This window comes from Nonomuraea sp. NPDC050663 (assembly GCF_044456985.1).
In the GTDB taxonomy this organism is placed as follows: Bacteria; Actinomycetota; Actinomycetes; order Streptosporangiales; family Streptosporangiaceae; genus Nonomuraea.
The window spans coordinates 269,221-285,512 of the sequence record NZ_JBITGL010000004.1 but is presented as its reverse complement, the minus strand read 5'-3'; the positions used below and the strand labels follow the sequence as shown (position 1 = coordinate 285,512).

Sequence of the window (16,292 nt, the reverse complement as noted above, 5' to 3'; positions counted from 1 at the left end):
ATGCGACGCCGCAGGTTGATCGCGCTCGGGATCGCGATCCTGGCGGTCGTCTGCGCCAGCGCCTTCGCGATCGCCATGGCGGGCAGCGCGGGCGTGCTCGGCAGCGCCGAGAAGACCGCGACGGCCTACTTCCGCGCGTGGGCCGAGCGCGACCTGACGGCCATGAAGCGACTGGTCGATCATCCGCCGCAGGATTTCACGCTCAGGCACCTGACCCTGGCGGAATCGCTGCACCTGGAGGAGATCACGCTCGACCCCTCCCTGCCGCGCTCCACCGGTCCGGAGACGGCCGAGGCGCCGTTCGCCGTCACGATGCGGCTGAAGGAGTTCGGGGACTGGCCCTACGAGAGCATCCTGCGCCTGGCCGTACGCGACCGGCAGTGGAAGGTGGTGTGGGCGCCCGAGACCCTCCACCCGCTGCTCAAGGACGGCGGCACCCTGGAGGTGAGCCCGATCGAGGTCGAGGGGGTGGAACTCGTCACCGCGGAGGGCAAGACGATGCCGCGCAGAGGCTACAACGACACCTACCTGGACGGGCTCAGGAGCAACTTCGAGGGCCACAGCCAGGGCTGGGTGCTGATGGCCAACGGCGAGAAGATCAAGGAGATCCCGCCCAAGCAGCCCAAGGTGACCACGACCATCTCGCGGCAGGTGCAGGCCGCCGCGGCGCGCGCCCTCGACGGCGTGAACGACGCGGCGATCGTGGCCGTGCGGTCCAGCACCGGAGCGGTGCTGGCGGTCGCCGACCGGCTGGAGGAGGCCAACGCCTTTCGCGACTACTTCCCGCCCGGCTCGACGTTCAAGGTCATCAGCGCGGTGGCCCTGCTCAAGGCGGGTCTCACCGCCGACACCGCGGTCGACTGCCCGGCCACCTACCAGATCCCCTTCCACAGCCAGGTCCGCAACGCCGGCGACGTCGACAGGGGGGCGCTCACGTTCGGCCAGGCCTTCGCCCACTCGTGCAACACCACCTTCGTCCAGCTCGGCACCACTCGACTGCACGAGACCGAGCTGCTCACCACCGCCCAGGAGTGGGGTTTCACCGGCAACAGCCTGCCCACCGGCAACGGCGGCGCGTGCGGGCGCATGAACGAGCCGGCCAATCCCGACCAGCTCATGCTGGCCCTCATCGGCCAGGGCTCGGTCGAGGCCACCCCGCTGTGCATGGCCGCCGTCGCCGCGGCCGTGGAGAGCGGCACCTGGCGGCCGCCGCGGCTGCTGCCGGTCAAGGAGGTGGAGCGCATCGACGGCCGGGTGCCCGAGCCCGTCGAGCTGGACCCGGGCATCGTGGCGCAGCTGCAGGAGATGATGCTGACCGTCGTCGTCGGCGGGACCGCCAGCGAGGGCGGGCTGCCGGAGGGTACGGCGGGCAAGACCGGCACCGCCGAGAACTACGACGGCGGCGACCACGCCTGGTTCATCGGTTACCGCAACGACGTGGCCTTCTGCGTGTTCGTACGGAACGGCGGCTCCGGCGCCAAGGTCGCGGTTCCCATCGCCGACCGGTTCCTGCGCGGACTGGAGTCAACCATCGCCAGGTCTTGACCTTGCCGAGAGGCGCGGCGGGGCAATCAGCCGCTATGGAGCAATTGTCGAGCGTCTGGTGGCTGGTGCTCATTAGGGGCATCTTTGGCATCATTTTCGGACTTATCGCCCTAATTTGGACGGGGGATGCCCTCCTCGTCCTGATCTTCGTCTTCGGCGCCTACGCCCTCGTCGAAGGCGTCTTCGACCTGTATCGGGGCTTCCGCGGCCATACCGACAACCGAGGGTGGCTGATCTTCATCGGCATCGTCGGCATCATCGCCGGAATCATCGCCTTCGTCAGGCCCGGCCTGGCGGGGCTGACGCTGCTGTACATCATCGCCTTCTGGGCCATCTTCGCCGGCATCACCGGCATCGTGGCCGGGATCAGGATGCGCAAGGTCATCACGAACGAGTGGATGTTCATCGTCAGCGGCGCGCTCACGCTGCTGTTCGGCATCCTGCTGGTGATCTGGCCGCTGTCCGGCGCGCTCTCGCTGGTGTGGTTGCTCGGCCTGCTCTCGCTGATCTACGGCATCGTTCTGGTCATTCTCTCCTTCAAGGTGAAGAACCTCGTGCAGTAGCCCGTAGATAGCGCAAAGTTTTCGGGTAGATATGCGTCTTGACGGGGAATGTACGCGGGCATGGACGTACTGGAGAGGCTCTCCCGGCACCTGCTCGTCGATGGTTATCGACTCGTCCTCGATCTCGAACGCAGCCAGGGCTCCTGGCTCGTTGACGCCCGAACAGGCCGGAGATACCTGGACTTCTACACGTTCTTCGCCTCTGCTCCGCTGGGCGTGAACCCTCCCATCGACCCCGGCCGCCTGGCCGGGGTCGCGGCCAACAAGCCGGCCAACCCCGACATGTACACGGTGCAGCTGGCCGACTTCGTCGACACCTTCACCCGCGTGCTGGGCGACCCCGACCTGCCCCACCTGTTCTTCGTCGAGGGCGGGGCCCTGGCGGTCGAGAACGCCCTCAAGACCGCCTTCGACTGGAAGAGCCGCCGCAACGAGGCGGCCGGCCGCTCGCCCGCCCTGGGCACGCGCGTCATGCACCTGACCCGCGCCTTCCACGGCCGCAGCGGCTACACCATGTCGCTGACCAACACCGACCCCGGCAAGACCGACCGCTTCCCGAAGTTCGACTGGCCCCGCATCCCGGTGCCCGCCACCCACCTCGGCGACGTCGAACGCCGCGAGGCCGAGGCGCTGGCGCAGGCCAGGGCCGCCTTCGAGCGCCACCCGCACGACATCGCCTGCTTCATCGCCGAGCCCATCCAGGGCGAGGGCGGCGACAACCACATGCGCCCGCAGTTCCTGCAGGCCATGCAGGCGCTGTGCCACGAGTTCGACGCGCTCTTCGTCCTCGACGAGGTGCAGACCGGCGGCGGCGCGACCGGCACCCCCTGGGCCTACCAGCAGCTCGGCCTGGCGCCCGACATCGTGGCCTTCGCCAAGAAGGTCCAGGTCGGCGGCATCATGGCCGGACGCCGGGTCGACCTGGTGCCCGACAACGTCTTCACCGTCAGCGGCCGCATCAACTCCACCTGGGGCGGCGGCCTGGTCGACATGGTGCGCTCGCAGGCGCTCCTGGAGATCGTCGAACGCGACGGGCTGATCCCGCGGGCCATGACCCTCGGCCACCGGGTCCTGGAACGCCTGGCCAAGCTCCAGGCCGACCATCCCACGACGGTCTCCAACGCCAGGGGACGCGGCCTCATGTGCGCCTTCGACCTGCCCGACCCCTCAACGCGCGACGGCGTGGTCGCCCGGCTGCGCGAGGACGAGGGAGTGGTGGTCCTGCCCTGCGGCGAACGCTCGGTCCGCCTGCGGCCCGCGCTCAACATCTCGGAAGAGGATCTGGAGGCGGGCCTGGCGGCCTTCGAGCGGGTGTTGTCCTAGCGGTCTCCCACCCGGCGCTTCCACAGATCTATGGCCGTGATCCGGGAGTCGACGCCGAGTTTGGAGTAGATGCGGTTGACGTGGTTCTTGACAGTCTTCTCGCTCAGAAACAACCTTTCGGCGATCTGACCGTTGGACTGCCCGAGGGCGATCAGCTCCATGACCTCGGCCTCGCGCTTGCTTAAGGACAGGGTCACGTGCTCGTACGCTGCGTCGTCGACTCTCATCCGGCCTCCGGGGCGGCGATGGCGGTTCTATGCCGATGCCCCCGCTTCTTCCGGCCTAAGCGAGCATAACTCGCATTGTCATGATTTTGGGACGTTACGGAGAAAACGTAGGGGGCAGACGCGAAAGGGCCCGGCCGCCGAAGCGACCGGGCCCCCGAGAGGGTGAGCGAGGGGACTTGAACCCCCGGCATCCAGGACCACAACCTGGCGCTCTGCCAACTGAGCTACGCCCACCATGTGCGCCGCGCATTGGCGGCACAGGAAAAGTGTAGCGGGGTTCGGGAGTCTTTACGCCACCCGACTACCGCGCGCCTGCCGTACCGGACCCGTCCGTGACCCTCTCGGCCAGCGCACGAGCGGTCGCCGAGTCGGGCCCCGGCTGGTCCACGAAGACCGCGGCCCGGTAGTAACGCAGCTCGCGCACGCTCTCGGTGATGTCGGCCAGGGCGCGGTGACCACCCTGCTTCTCCGGCGCGGCGAAGTACACGCGGGGGTACCAGCGGCGCACCAGCTCCTTGATGGAGGAGACGTCGATCATGCGGTAGTGCAGGAACGCGTCGACCGCCGGCATGTCACGCGCCAGGAAGGTGCGGTCGGTGCCGATCGAGTTGCCGCACAGCGGCGCCTTCTTCGGCTCGCCCACGTGGCTGCGGATGTAGTCGAGCACGAGCGACTCCGCCTCCGCCAGCGTCACGCCCTCTCCCAGCTCGGGCAGCAGGCCGGAGGCCGTGTGCATCTCGCGCACCACCTGCGACATCTGCTCAAGGGACTCGGCCGGGGGCTTGATGATCACATCGACGCCGGCGTCGAGCTGGTTGAGCTCGCTGTCGGTGACGACGCAGGCCACCTCGATGAGGGCGTCGCGGCCGAGATCCAGCCCGGTCATCTCGCAGTCGATCCAGACCAGGAAGTCACTCATTGGTTCTCCTTGCTTTAAGGACAAGCGTAGGGGGTCGGTAACGCAGCGCACCCCCTACGCGCTTAGGAGGTCTTGAGTGAACTCAGAACCTTGGCGACCACGTCGGTGCCCAGATTGTCGGGGACGGAGATGTAGATCAGGCTGGGCTCGGCGCCGGGCTTGTCGACGAGGACCAGCGCGCCGTGCTCCTTCTTCCACTTGTAGCCCTTGGCCTCCGACTCCTCGGTGAAGTCGAACTCGAACTCCACCAGCCACGCCTCACGGTCGCCGACCTTCATCGACTCGTTCTTGAGGATCTTGTGGGTGTTCTTCACGCTGGTGTAGAAGCGCGAGAAGTCCACGAAGACCGTGGCGGCGGTGCCCTTCAGGCTGTCGACCCCCGAGTAGGGGTAGAGCTGGTTGAGCGTCCCGGTGTAGATGTTGCCCACCCAGTCGCTCTCGCCGTCGTACTTCTCCTGCGAGATGGCCTGGACCGCGCTCGTCCAGCTCTGCATGCGCGGGTCGCTGCCGTTGACCTCGTCGGCCGCGGGCACCTCCCAGCCCTCCGGCACCTCGTACGACAGGCCCGTCTGGGTGTCGGTGATGCGGCCCTCGGACGGCTGCGGGAGCTCCACGGCGCCCTGCTGCGGGGGATCGGTCGGCTGCGGCGACGGCTCCTCGGTGGGCTGGGGCTGCTGCTCTTCGGTGCGCTGCGGCTCCGGAAGCGCCTGGCTCGGCTCCTCCCTGTTCACCAGGAAGATCGCCACCGTGGCGATCAGGCCCACGAGCAGCAGGGCCGCGACGCCGCCCAGGACCCAGGGCAGCACGCTGCGCTTGGGCGGCTGACCGCCGAAGGACGGCTGGGGCAGCTGGGCGGTGCCCCAGTTCGGCTGGCTGCCGCCCTGGCCGTACGGGCCGTACTGGTTCTGCCCGTACATCGGCTGGCCGTACTGCTGGGTGGGGTTGGCCGGGTTGACGCTCTCGTACGGCCCGCCGGACTGCGGCTGCTGCTGCGCCTGCTGCTGGGGCTGGTGCTGCGGCTGCTGCGGGCCGGAGGGCTGCTGCGCGGCACCCGCCGCGGGCTGTTCCAGCGGGTGCGTGGCGTCGGTCCACTGGTTGCCGTCCCACCAGCGGAGTAGGGGAGATCCGTAGGGGTCGGGGTACCAACCTGCGGGGGTTTGCGACGTCATGGAGGTCAGCGTATAAGTGGGCGTTTTTTCGCGCGAGTTGCTTCTGCCCGATTTACGGCTTAGCAGTTGAAGGAGAAGGTCGCCTTGTCCTCCACCCGCTTGCCCTCCGGAACCGGCGAGATGATCCTCAGCGTCGCCGTGAGCTTGCCCTTGCCGCTGCCGTCGATGGTCCACAACAAGGTGACCGTCCACGACGTGGCGCCCTCGGAGATCGCCTGCTCCTTGCGGATGCGCTGGCCCGAGTCGCTCTGCTCCCACTCGTAGACGACCGTGCCGGCCTTGCCGTTGGTGGACAGCTTGCCCTGCACCTTCACCGGCTCCTTGCAACGCTGCGCCTTCTTGGGGACGATCACGTCCACCTTGCTGACCGCGATCGGCGTCGAGGAGCCGACGAATCTGCCGCCCATCGTCCAGGCGAGGATCGCGCCACCGACGATCACCGCGAACAGGACCGCCGCGACGATGGTTCTGACCGGCCGCTTCTTCTTGCGCGGAGGCGGCTGCCTGCTCCTGCCGTCCTGCCAGATCTGCTCCACCGTGCTGCGCTGCCCGGCGTGCTCGGTGGGCACGCCCGGCCCGAACTGCTGGGCCGCGCCCGGCACGTGCAGCAGCGTGACGATCTCGCCCTCGTCCTGCGCGCCCGCGTGGGCCACCGCCGCCACCGGAGGCGCCGCCCAGGTGCGGGCGGCCTCCGACAACCGGTCACGGGTGATCTGGCCCAGCGCGTCGCGCCCGGCCAGCAACGCGTCACGCGCCGCGGCCAGCCCGTGCGTGGTCGCCGTCGCCGCGGCGCGCTCGAACAACTCCGTCGCCCGCGGATGCGAGCCGCCCCACATCGCCGCCAGCCCCCTGGCCAGCGACGCCCAAGCGGTCACGTCACGCTGCGGGGACGGGTACTGCCCGCGCACCGCGTCGGCCAGCCCGCGCTCCGACAACAGCGCCCCGCCGTCGGCAGCGATCACGACGGTGCCCGGGTGCACCGACCCGTGCGCCAGCCCCGACGCGTGCAGGCCCAGCAGGATCTGCGCCGTCTCCACGAGCACCGCCGCCGCCGAAGCGGGATCCAGCCCGTGCCTGCTGATCAGATCGGCCAGCGAGGGCGTGGTGGGCTGGCGCGTCAGCAACCAGACCTCCTCACCCGCCGCGACCACGTCGTCCACCGGCACCAGCCCCTCGATGCCCGCCTGCGCCAGCTGCCGGTCGGCGAGCACCGTCGCCACCACCCGGTCGCGCACGCCGGGCAGGCCCATCACCGCGGGATCGAACCGCAGCGCCCCGCCCCGATGGCCATCCGGTCCCACGGCGTCCACCCAGGTGCCCAACTCGGTCACCCGGGTCCGCTCGGTGAGCTGGAAGCCGGCGATTCCACTCCTGGCGTTCATCGCCGATTCCCCCAAAGATCTAGCGCTTTCTCCGGTGCCGGCCCTTCACGGCAAGTGTGACGGACATGGTCCCTGACGTCACCAGACCCAGACCCAGCAAAGCCCCGGCCAATCCCTCCTTGCGTGGTGGAGTCGGCTCTCCCGTGGGCGTGGTCCCCGACGAGTCGATGGTCGGCTCGTCGGTGGACGTCCTGGTCGGCTCCGGTTCGCCGGTCTCGGTCGGCGTCGGCGTGGTGGGCGGCGTCGTCGGCCGAGACGTCGGGCGAGCGGTGGTGCGCGTCGGCTGCGGGTCGGCGGTCGGCACCGACGGCTTCGGAGTGGGCGCCTTGGTGCCTCCCGAATACTCCGGCTGCTTGCCGGGCGGGTCGTCACTCGCGCCGGCGCTCGGCTTGGCGGTCGGGCTCTTGCTCGGCTTCGGCGGCTTGACCGTGGGCGAGGCGCTCGGCGTCGCCGACGGCGGCGCCACGGTCGGCTGCTGGCTCGGCTGCTGGGAGGGCTCCTGGCTGGGCTCGGCCGTCTCCGAGGGCTCCTCCGTCGGCTCCTCGGTGGGTTCCTCCGTCGGTTCCTCGGTCGGCTCGATCGAGGCAGGCGTCAGCGGCGAGGGCGAGCCGCCCTGCGCCGCCTGCGTCTGGATCTTCGGCGGGTCCTCCTGCCCGGTCAGCACGATCGCGATCGCGCCCACCACGACCCCGGTGGCCACCACGCCGGCGGCCACCTTCACGCCCATCTTGCCGATCAGCGAGCGGCTCTCCGACATCGCGCGCTTGGACGCCGACTCGCCCACCCGGGAGTGCGCCAGCGACGTGCCCGTCTCGATGGGGGCTTCCTGGACGCCGCTCGGGAACAGCAGCGGCAGCAGCCCGGCCAGGCCCGCCAGGCGCCGCCTGCCGCGCTCCTCCCAGCGCTCGCCGTACGCTCCGGCGGCCACGGCCTCGAGCTCGGTCAGGAAGGCCTCGGCCGACGGCGGCCGGTCGGTGGAGTTCTTGGCCAGACCCCGCTCGACCAGGCCCTGCAGGGCCTCGGGCACGTGCTCGATGGGCGGCGGGGCGCTGTGGTGCATGTGCGCGAGCGCGGCGATGTTCGCGGCCCGATACGGGCGGGTGCCGGTGAGGCACTCGAAGAACACCGCGGTCGCCGCGTACACGTCGGTGGCGGGCGCGGCGGCCGATCCCGTCCACTGCTCGGGCGCCATGTACGACGGCGTGCCCGCCGCGCTCGCGCCCGCGCCGGCCCGTACGGCGATGCCGAAGTCGACCAGCTTGCTCGCGCCGTCGGCCTGGACGACGACGTTCTCGGGCTTGTAGTCGCGGTGCACGACCCCGACGGCGTGCGCCGCCGCGAGGCCCTGCAACGAGCCCTTCAGCACGGCCAGCGCCGCCTCGGGCCCGGTGGGCCCCTCGGAGCTCAGGATGTCGCGCAGCGGGACGCCGTCGACGAGCTCCATCACGATCGCCGCGCCGTGGCCGCTCTCGACGTAGTCGATGAACCTGGCGTTGTACGGGCTCCTGACCGTGGTCAGCAGCCTCGCCTCATGGCGGAAGCGGGCGACGAACCCGACGTCCGCCCGCAGTTCCTCGGACAGGTACTTGATCGCCACTTCCGACCCGTCATGGTCGGCCGTGGCCAGCACCACCCGCCCCGAGGCGCCGGCACCCAGCTCCCTGACTGTGGTGTAGCCGGGGACCTCCCACTGCCCGTCGGGAATGCCGTACATCACGGTCTCCTCAAGGTCACCTGGGCCCCCACCCACAACAGACGGACCGTACGGTAGTGCATCGCGCGGCCATATGTCGTCCAATCTGCCTACCTGTGACGCAAATCGCGGTTACAGCATGAAGACCAGCTGGACCGCGATCAGGATGTCCACGACGCCGCACCACTCGGCGAACGAGCGGGCCACGACCTTGTCGAGCTTCAGGTGCACGAAGTCCCAGACCCCGTGGAAGAACCAGCCCGCGGCCACCAGGTAGCGGCCCAGGTCGGGGTCGACGATCAGCCCGGCCAGGGCCAGCGCGCCGAACACGAGCATGCCGACCGCCTGCGTCTGGAAGGTGCCGTCGCGGCGAAGCTGCCCGTCGATGCCCGACCAGACGAACACGATCAGGGCCATCGCCGCGAACACGGCGGACGGCGGGATCACGTCGAGGGAGCGCAGGCCGATCACGAGGGCGAAGCCGACGACCAGGCCGGGCCAGGTCAGCGAGCGGCGCTTGACCTTGGCCATCACCAGGTAGAGCAGCGGGAGCAGGGGCAGGATGTGGGCGAAGGTCTTCACGCCGCCGTCGCTCGCGCCGCCGCCGAAGGTCAGGGCCTCCATGCCGAGGGCCAGGGCGGTCGGCCAGCGGTCCCTCAGCCAGGTCCAGGGTGTACGGGTCTTCGTCATGTCGAGCTCCTTCGGTACGAGGAGGGGGTATCGATGGATCCACCTTCACGCACGCGAAAGAGCGTCAGTAGGGCCGAAACCGCAGGTAGAGGCGTGGCGAAGTCACCTGTGCGTGTGACACCTGTCATTCACGCAGGTCAGTCGATGCACCCGCCCGTCCTGCCCGAGGCGCTCGCGGGGCCGTCGGCCGAGGCGGGGCGGGTCGAGGCGACGATGGACCAGGTGGTCCCGCACTTGACGTCGCGCTGCACGAAGCCCAGCTTGCGGGTGTAGGTCGTGTCGCCCGACAGTTCGAAGGTCTCGGTGCCGACCGTCGACTCGCCGACCCGGTAGGCGACCGTGAGGGTCACCGGCTGGGAGTTGGCCGTCACGACGGTGACGGCGGCGCTGAACAGGCCGTCGGCGTTGAGGTCGGCGTTGCTCAGGGCGATGCTCCGCACGGCCGCCGGACAGCTCACCTCGACGGAGTCGGTGGCGCGCCGTCCTCCGGCGCGGGCGACGAGGGTGACGGTGGATCCGCAGGGCCGCTGGCGGAAGGCGTGCCGTACCGTGCGCTGGTAGGCCGTCTGGCCGCTCAGCGTGGTGGTGCCGCCGTTGACCCGCTCGCCGCCGAGCAGGATCTCGGCGTCCAGCTCGACGGCATCGGTGCCCGTGGCCTGCACGTCGACCCGGCCGATGACCGAGCCGCTCGGGCTGATCTGGACGGCGGCGCGCAGGCCCGTGACCCTGGTCGGGCACTTGGGCACGTCGACGCTGGCGCTGCGGGTGAAGCCAGGGGCGGCGACGGTCACGGTGACGCGCTTGCCGCAGGGGTATTCGCCCAGGTCGCGGGAGAGGGAGCGGCTGTAGGCGGTGGCGCCGCGCAGCCGTACGGTCTGGGTCTGGACGACCTCGCCGGCGACGGCGAAGCGGGCGGTGACGGGGATCTGGGCGAGGCCGGTGGTCCTGAGCCGGACGGTGGCGGTGGCGGTGCCGTTCTCGCCGACGCGCAGCCCGGCGACGGTCAGCGCGGCGACCTCGGTCTTCGGCGTGACGGTCACCGTGGGAGTGGGAGTGGGAGTGGGGGTGACGGTGGGCTTGACGGTCGGCTTCACGGTGGGCTCCACCGTCGGTTTCGCCGTGGGCTTGGTGGTGGCGGTCGGTTTCACCGTGGGCTTCGTGGTCGGCGGCTTCACGGTGGGCGTCGTCTTCACCGTCGGCGTGACCTGCACCTCGGGCGTCACGGCGGCCGAGACGGTCGGGGTGGGGTCGGGCGAGAGCTCCTCCACCGGCGTGGTGGTCACCTCGGGCGGGTCGATCTGCGAGGGCGTGCCCGCCTGCTGGACGGGCGAGGGCGAGGTGGGTCCTGCCACCACGACGTCCACCGGCTTGACCGGCGGCTGGTCGCGGGAGGCGAGCGCGACCCAGGCGACCCCGCCCGCCACGAGCACGGTGGTGACCCCGGCCGCGAGCTTGACGGCGTTGTGCCGCATGCCGCGCAGCACCGTGCGGAAGAGCGTGGTGCCCGTCTGCACCGGGGTGACGGCGGCGGGCGGCTGCGGAAGCAGCAGCGGCAGGAGCGCGACGAGCGCGGCCAGGCGCCGGCGTCCCCGCTCCTCCCACTCCTCGCCGTAGGCGGCCAGGGCCGCGGCCTCCAGTTCGCGGACGAAGGTCAGCGCGCCGGGCGGCCGGTCGGCCGGGTCCTTGGCCATGCCCCGCCTGACCAGGGCGTGCAGTCCGGCGGGCAGGTCCTGCAGGGGGATGGGCGCGTGCAGGTGCTGGTAGCCCAGGACGCTGGGCTCGGTGGAGCGGTAGGGCCGGTGCCCGGTGAGGCACTCGAAGAACACCGCGGTGGCCGCGTAGACGTCGGTGGCGGGCGAGGCGGTCTCTCCCGACCACATCTCGGGCGCCATGTAGGGCGGGGTGCCCTCGGCCCGCATGGTGGTGCCCTGCCGTACGGCGATGCCGAAGTCGACGAGCTTGCTCACGCCGTCGTCGCGGACGATGACGTTCTCCGGCTTGTAGTCGCGGTGCACGACGCCGGACTGGTGGGCCCGCGACAGGCCCAGCAGCGATCCCTTGAGGACGACCAGGGCGGATTCGGGCGTGGTGGCGCCGTGCTCGCGTAACAGGGCGCGCAGCGACACCCCGTTGACCAGCTCCATCACGATGGCGGCGCCGCCGGAGTCCTGCACGTACTCCCACAGCCGGGCGATGTGCTGGTCCTGCAGCGTGGTCAGGAGGCGGGCCTCCGACTGGAAACGCCCCACCGCCACCGGGTCGCGCCGCAACTCGTCGGAGAGATACTTGATCGCGACGCGTACGCCGGTCTCGTTGTGCACGGCGAGGACCACCCTGCCGCTACCGCCCGCGCCGAGCGGTTTGATCTCCGTATAACCAGGCGCCGTCCAGTCCATGGCGCTCTCCTCATCAGGAATGGCCCACCCGATGAGACGCGTGATCTCCCGCTCAGGTTTTCACTTTCTTGAGGCGATGTGAATGGGTATGTCTACCCCGTCCAGAACGAGCGGATCGGTGGTGGGCCGCCCCCACGACGTCACCAGCGGAAGCACCCCGGCCCATACCGGAAGGGCATAGTCCTCCTCCTCGTCCTTCGGCATCCCGGTGCGGATCTTGACCGACGACTCCTCCAGCGACAGCGCCAGGACGGCGGTCGCCGCCATCTCCTTGCGGCTGGGCGGCCTGGCGTAGTCCCACTGCCCGGGAGCCAGCTGCTCGGTGAGCGCCTTCAGCCCGGCCAGGCGCTCGTCCTCGTCGGTCACCAGCCGGGCGACACCGTAGATCATCGCCGAGCGGTAGTTGACGGAGTGGTCGAAGACCGAGCGGGAGTAGACGATGGCGTCGAGGTGGGTGACGGTGACGCAGACCTGGCTGCCGTCGCCCAGCCGCAGGGAGCGGGCGCCGCTGGAGCCGTGCAGGTAGAGGGTGTCGCCGATGCGGCCGTATCCGGTGGGGATGACCATCGGGTAGCCGTCGCGCACCACGCCCAGGTGGCAGATGAGGCCGCTGTCGAGGATCTCGTGGAGGTCGTCGCGGTCGTGGGAGGCGCGCTCCTTGGAGCGGCCGAGCCGGGTTCGAGGGGTGGCGCTGAGCATGTTCTGGACCCTAGTGAGATAGTGGACTGGTAGAACATGGCCACTAACACGGCATTCCTAGGAGCCACTTGCGCGCCATCGTCGATCTTCCCGTCTCGCTGACCAGGGAGTCGGAGGTCCCGCTCACCACGCAGCTGAGCGACTGGCTGCGCTCGGCCATGCTCAACGGCACGCTGGCGGCGGGCGAGCGGCTGCCGTCGAGCCGGGGGCTGGCCGACCAGCTCGGCGTCAGCCGTACGGTCGTGACCGAGGCCTACCAGCAGCTGTACGCGGAGGGCTGGCTCGACGGGCGCCACGGCTCCGGCACGTTCGTGGCCGATCTGGAGGCGCCGCCCGAGCCCGCCCGGCCCGTTCCCGGGCAGGTCGCCGCCAGGCCGCAGGAGAAGCCCAGGATCAACCTCACCCCCGGCGAGCCCTGGGTGCACGACTACGACATCGCGGCCTGGAAGCGCGCCTGGCGCAAGGCGGCAGACCTGCCGCCGGGCAACGACCCCGACCCGCACGGCCTGCCGTACCTCAGGGACCTGCTCGCCGCGCACCTGCGCCGCGCCCGCGCGGTTCCTGCGGGACCCGAGAACATCCTGGTCACCCGCGGCACCGGCAACGGGCTCGACCTGGTGGCGCTGGCCCTGCTGGGCCACGGCACCCGCGCGGGCGTGGAGGAGCCGGGCTACCGGGTGGCGCGCAACGTCTTCAAGGCGCGCGGCGCCGAGGTGGTGCCCTGCCCGGTCGACGAGGACGGGGTGATCGTCGAGGCGCTGCCCGACGACCTCGACGTGCTCTACACCACGCCCGCCCACCAGTACCCCCTGGGCGGCAGGCTGCCGATCCCGCGCAGGGAGCGGCTGCTGGCCTGGGCGCGCAGGACCGGAGCGATGATCGTCGAGGACGACTACGACGCCGAGTTCCGCTACGACGTCGCGCCGCTGCCCGCCCTGTACGGCCTCGACCCCTCCCGCGTGGTGCTGCTCGGCACGCTCTCCAAGACGCTCGCCCCCGACATCGGCGTCGGCTGGCTGGTCGGTTCAGAGGAGCTCGTCGACGCCATCGCCGTGAAGCGCGAGCAGGTCTCCGACCGCACCAGCGGGCCGGTCCAGCAGGCCGTGGTCAACCTGCTGGAGCGCGGCGACCTGGAGCGTCACCTGCGGCGCATGCGGCTGGAGTACGCGCGGCGGCGGGCGGCCGTCGTCGAGCTGCTCGGCCCCGTCTGCTCCCTGCGCGGCGACACGGCCGGGCTGCACGTGCTCGCCGAGCTGCCCGCCCGCCTGGTGCCGCGCGTGGTGGAGGCCGCCGCCGAGCGCGGCGTGAGCCTCGACGCGGTCGGCCGCGAGCGCTACCACCTCGGGCCCGCGCGGGTGCACGGCCTGGTGATCGGGTACGGCTCGGCGTCGCTGGCCGACGTACGGCGCGGCTGCAGGATCGTGGCCGAGCTGATCACCGAGCTGGCGACGGGGCGGGACTCAGCCCCTTCAGCACCTCCCACGCCCGGTGGGCGCGCAGCGGGTTGACCGGCAGCACGTGCCGCGCCCACCAGCGGGCGTCGCCGGGGTACGGCGAGGCCACGGTGAAGGCGGCGGCGTAGTCGTCGAAGGGCGGGTCGTAGAGGTAGCCGGTCACCACGCCGTGCCGCTCCAGCTCGGCGACGGCCAGGTCACGATCGTTCACCAGGAGCGGGACACGGAAGAGCGGCTGGTCGAGGTTGTCCAGCACGGCGGGCGCCACGCTCGGCAGCTCGGCCAGCGTCGCGATCCCCGCCAGCCTGGCCGCCCGCTCCCCGGGAACGCGGCCGAGCCTGCGCGCCTGGTAGAGGCGGGCCAGGCGGCCGTGCCGCGACCGGTAGTGGTGCAGGTCGGCGCGGATCCACGAATCCAGGCCGGCAAGCGGATCGGCGGCGGTGCCCCGTGATCCCCAGCCGAGGGACGCGCTCGCCAGCGCCGCCTTCAGCTCCTGCTCGCGCAGCGGGATGCGGTATCCCTGGCGCGGCTCCACCAGCCCGAGCGCCCGCACCAGCCGCAGGGCCGGCCGGACCAGCTCCAGCGTGGTCACGGCCTGGCGCGCGATCGAGGTCCCCACGGCCAGCAGCTCGGCGGCGAACGCGCCGGGCAGCAGGAGCCTGTCGCGGGCCCGCTCCAGCGCCCTCAGGTCCTGCGCCGACTCCACCGCCACCACCCCGCCCGACCCGGCGCCCGCGTGCTTGGAGAGGCTGAACACCCCGGCTTGGCCGAAGGTGCCCAGCGGGCGGCCGCCGACCGTCGTCTCCAGGGCGTGCGCGACGTCCTCGATCACCACCTTGCCCGCCAGCCCGGCGACCGGGTCGGGCAGGCCGTACAGGTTGGTGGTGAGCACCGCGTCGACGGACGACAGGTCGGTCCTGGACAGGTCGAGGTTGCCGTCGCGCCGCGACAACGGCGCGATCACCGGCACCAGGCCGGCGGCGAGCACCAGGAAGAGGATCTCGTCGGCGGAGATCGGCGACATGAGCAGCCGCTGGCCGGGGCTGGTCCAGTGGCGCAGCGCGAGGTAGAGGCCGAGCCGGTTGGAGGGCAGCGGCAGGCAGCGGCGGCCGGTGCGGCGGGCGATCAGCTCCTCTGGACTCACGGATGAACCGTAGTGCGCACCCGTCCCAGGGTTTTCAGCGCCCTGTCGGCCACGCGCGTCAGGAACGGGTTGGCCAGGACCGTGTTGCGCACCGCGCGCAGCGGCACGCGCGTCACCCAGTGCGCGGCGGCGGCCAGGCCGGGCCTCGCGACCCTGCCCTCCGCCACCCGCAGCTCGCCGTTCTTCAGCTTGTCCTTGTACTCCTTCTCGCCGCGGCCCAGGTCGATCACCTCGATGCCGTGCGCGGCCGCCTGCTCGGCCATGGCCAGGTGGTGCACCAGGCCGGGGGAGTACTTGGCGAAGGCCGGGTCGTAGGCGGGGAACCAGCCGGCCAGCGTGGTCGCGGTGCGCAGGCCGAAGTGGCCGGCCATCGGCACGCCGTCGACGTAGACCATGTCGAGCACGCCCGCGAAGCTGTCGCTCTCGATGGCGGCCAGCCGGTGGACCAGCTCCACGATCCACGGGTGGGAGAAGCGGTCGCTGCGTCCGGTGCGGCGGTACTGCGCGGTCTTCCACCCCAGCAGGGTGCGCAGCGGCCCCGGGTCGTGCACCGCGTAGTCGTGGCGCACCTGGCCGAAGTCGCGTTCGAGCTTGCGGGCCTTGGCCAGGGTCGACTTGTACGTCTTTCCGCCGACCTGCCGGGTGAAGGCGTCGTATCCGGCGCGCAGGTCGATGACCGGTGACGGGAACAGCTCGTGCCGCCCCTGCAGGAACGGCTGGCCCGCGACGAGATGGTCGTACTCGTAGACGCCCAGGCCGCTGAGCTTCAGCAGCGCGCGGGCGTCGGCGTCGATCTCGCCGACCATGCCCTGCGCGTCGGTCAGGCCCGCGGCGACCGGGCGGCCGATGCCCAGCGGGTGGTGCTCGAACGGGAAGAACGCGGTGATCTTCCCGCCGTCCTCGACCACCGACACCCTGACCCGGTCGCGGAGCTCACCGACGGTGACGGTGAACTCGGGCGACAGGAACGGGTTGTCGAGCGCCGGATCGGCCTGCTGCAGGGCGCGCCACCGGGCGATCTCCGTCTCGCCCAGCTCACGTGGGTGCACTACCGTCAGGCGCATATCGCTCACGCTAGGTGATCGTCG

General features: G+C 71.0%; 14 protein-coding genes and 1 tRNA gene. 4 read left to right on the top strand and 11 right to left on the bottom strand.

The genetic code is table 11. The annotated features are described in order from the left end of the window. The 3 genes from ACIBH1_RS14595 to lat are packed head-to-tail and all read left to right on the top strand — an operon-like array spanning position 1 to position 3,431. A complete protein-coding gene (locus ACIBH1_RS14595) occupies positions 1 to 1,545 on the top strand; it encodes a penicillin-binding transpeptidase domain-containing protein (RefSeq protein ID WP_397314205.1) in 1,545 nt (514 codons plus the stop codon). Between the two features lie 35 nt (positions 1,546 to 1,580). Continuing rightward, positions 1,581 to 2,108 (top strand): HdeD family acid-resistance protein, encoded by a 528-nt coding sequence (locus ACIBH1_RS14590; protein WP_397314204.1) that lies wholly within the window; start codon positions 1,581 to 1,583, stop codon positions 2,106 to 2,108. 60 nt (positions 2,109 to 2,168) lie between these two features. After that, a complete protein-coding gene (lat, locus tag ACIBH1_RS14585) occupies positions 2,169 to 3,431 on the top strand; it encodes an L-lysine 6-transaminase (RefSeq protein WP_397314203.1) in 1,263 nt (420 codons plus the stop codon). Here the strand turns inward: lat and ACIBH1_RS14580 are convergent. From ACIBH1_RS14580 to ACIBH1_RS14540, 9 genes are all read right to left on the bottom strand, one after another. Further along, on the bottom strand, positions 3,428 to 3,658 hold the full coding sequence (locus tag ACIBH1_RS14580) for a LuxR C-terminal-related transcriptional regulator (protein ID WP_181612437.1): 231 nt from the start codon (positions 3,656 to 3,658) through the stop codon (positions 3,428 to 3,430). The genes lat and ACIBH1_RS14580 overlap by 4 nt on opposite strands. 161 nt (positions 3,659 to 3,819) lie before the next feature. Next, positions 3,820 to 3,892 (bottom strand) — tRNA-His (locus ACIBH1_RS14575). A 67-nt stretch (positions 3,893 to 3,959) separates the two neighbouring features. Continuing rightward, entirely contained in the window at positions 3,960 to 4,577 is a 618-nt protein-coding gene (gene orn, locus ACIBH1_RS14570; protein WP_397314202.1) for an oligoribonuclease, read from the bottom strand. A gap of 62 nt (positions 4,578 to 4,639) precedes the next feature. After that, complete coding sequence (locus ACIBH1_RS14565; protein ID WP_397314201.1) at positions 4,640 to 5,746, bottom strand: APA family fibronectin-binding glycoprotein; 1,107 nt, start codon at positions 5,744 to 5,746, stop codon at positions 4,640 to 4,642. A 59-nt stretch (positions 5,747 to 5,805) separates the two neighbouring features. Further along, complete coding sequence (locus tag ACIBH1_RS14560; RefSeq protein ID WP_397314199.1) at positions 5,806 to 7,128, bottom strand: hypothetical protein; 1,323 nt, start codon at positions 7,126 to 7,128, stop codon at positions 5,806 to 5,808. 19 nt (positions 7,129 to 7,147) lie between these two features. Continuing rightward, entirely contained in the window at positions 7,148 to 8,842 is a 1,695-nt protein-coding gene (locus ACIBH1_RS14555) for a protein kinase (RefSeq protein ID WP_397314198.1), read from the bottom strand. A 111-nt stretch (positions 8,843 to 8,953) separates the two neighbouring features. Then, positions 8,954 to 9,511: a hypothetical protein gene (locus tag ACIBH1_RS14550; RefSeq protein WP_397314196.1), complete on the bottom strand. Its 558-nt coding sequence runs from the start codon at positions 9,509 to 9,511 to the stop codon at positions 8,954 to 8,956. A gap of 137 nt (positions 9,512 to 9,648) precedes the next feature. Beyond that, positions 9,649 to 11,907 (bottom strand): serine/threonine-protein kinase, encoded by a 2,259-nt coding sequence (locus tag ACIBH1_RS14545; RefSeq protein ID WP_397314195.1) that lies wholly within the window; start codon positions 11,905 to 11,907, stop codon positions 9,649 to 9,651. A 60-nt stretch (positions 11,908 to 11,967) separates the two neighbouring features. Beyond that, the gene (locus ACIBH1_RS14540; protein ID WP_397314194.1) at positions 11,968 to 12,606 is read right to left on the bottom strand and encodes a pyridoxamine 5'-phosphate oxidase family protein; all 639 of its coding nucleotides are present in this window, start codon (positions 12,604 to 12,606) and stop codon (positions 11,968 to 11,970) included. Positions 12,607 to 12,674: 68 nt separating this feature from the next. On the opposite strand from ACIBH1_RS14540, the gene ACIBH1_RS14535 reads away from it, so the two are divergent. Then, positions 12,675 to 14,114, top strand: coding sequence for a PLP-dependent aminotransferase family protein (locus ACIBH1_RS14535; protein WP_397314193.1), 1,440 nt, complete (start codon positions 12,675 to 12,677; stop codon positions 14,112 to 14,114). On the opposite strand, the gene ACIBH1_RS14530 is transcribed toward ACIBH1_RS14535, so the two are convergent. Next, positions 14,041 to 15,204, bottom strand: coding sequence for a DegT/DnrJ/EryC1/StrS family aminotransferase (locus ACIBH1_RS14530; protein WP_397314192.1), 1,164 nt, complete (start codon positions 15,202 to 15,204; stop codon positions 14,041 to 14,043). The two genes, ACIBH1_RS14535 and ACIBH1_RS14530, sit on opposite strands and share 74 nt — an antisense overlap. Beyond that, positions 15,201 to 16,268: a GNAT family N-acetyltransferase gene (locus ACIBH1_RS14525; RefSeq protein ID WP_397314191.1), complete on the bottom strand. Its 1,068-nt coding sequence runs from the start codon at positions 16,266 to 16,268 to the stop codon at positions 15,201 to 15,203. The genes ACIBH1_RS14530 and ACIBH1_RS14525 overlap by 4 nt, the downstream gene beginning before the upstream one ends. Positions 16,269 to 16,292: the final 24 nt, after the last annotated feature.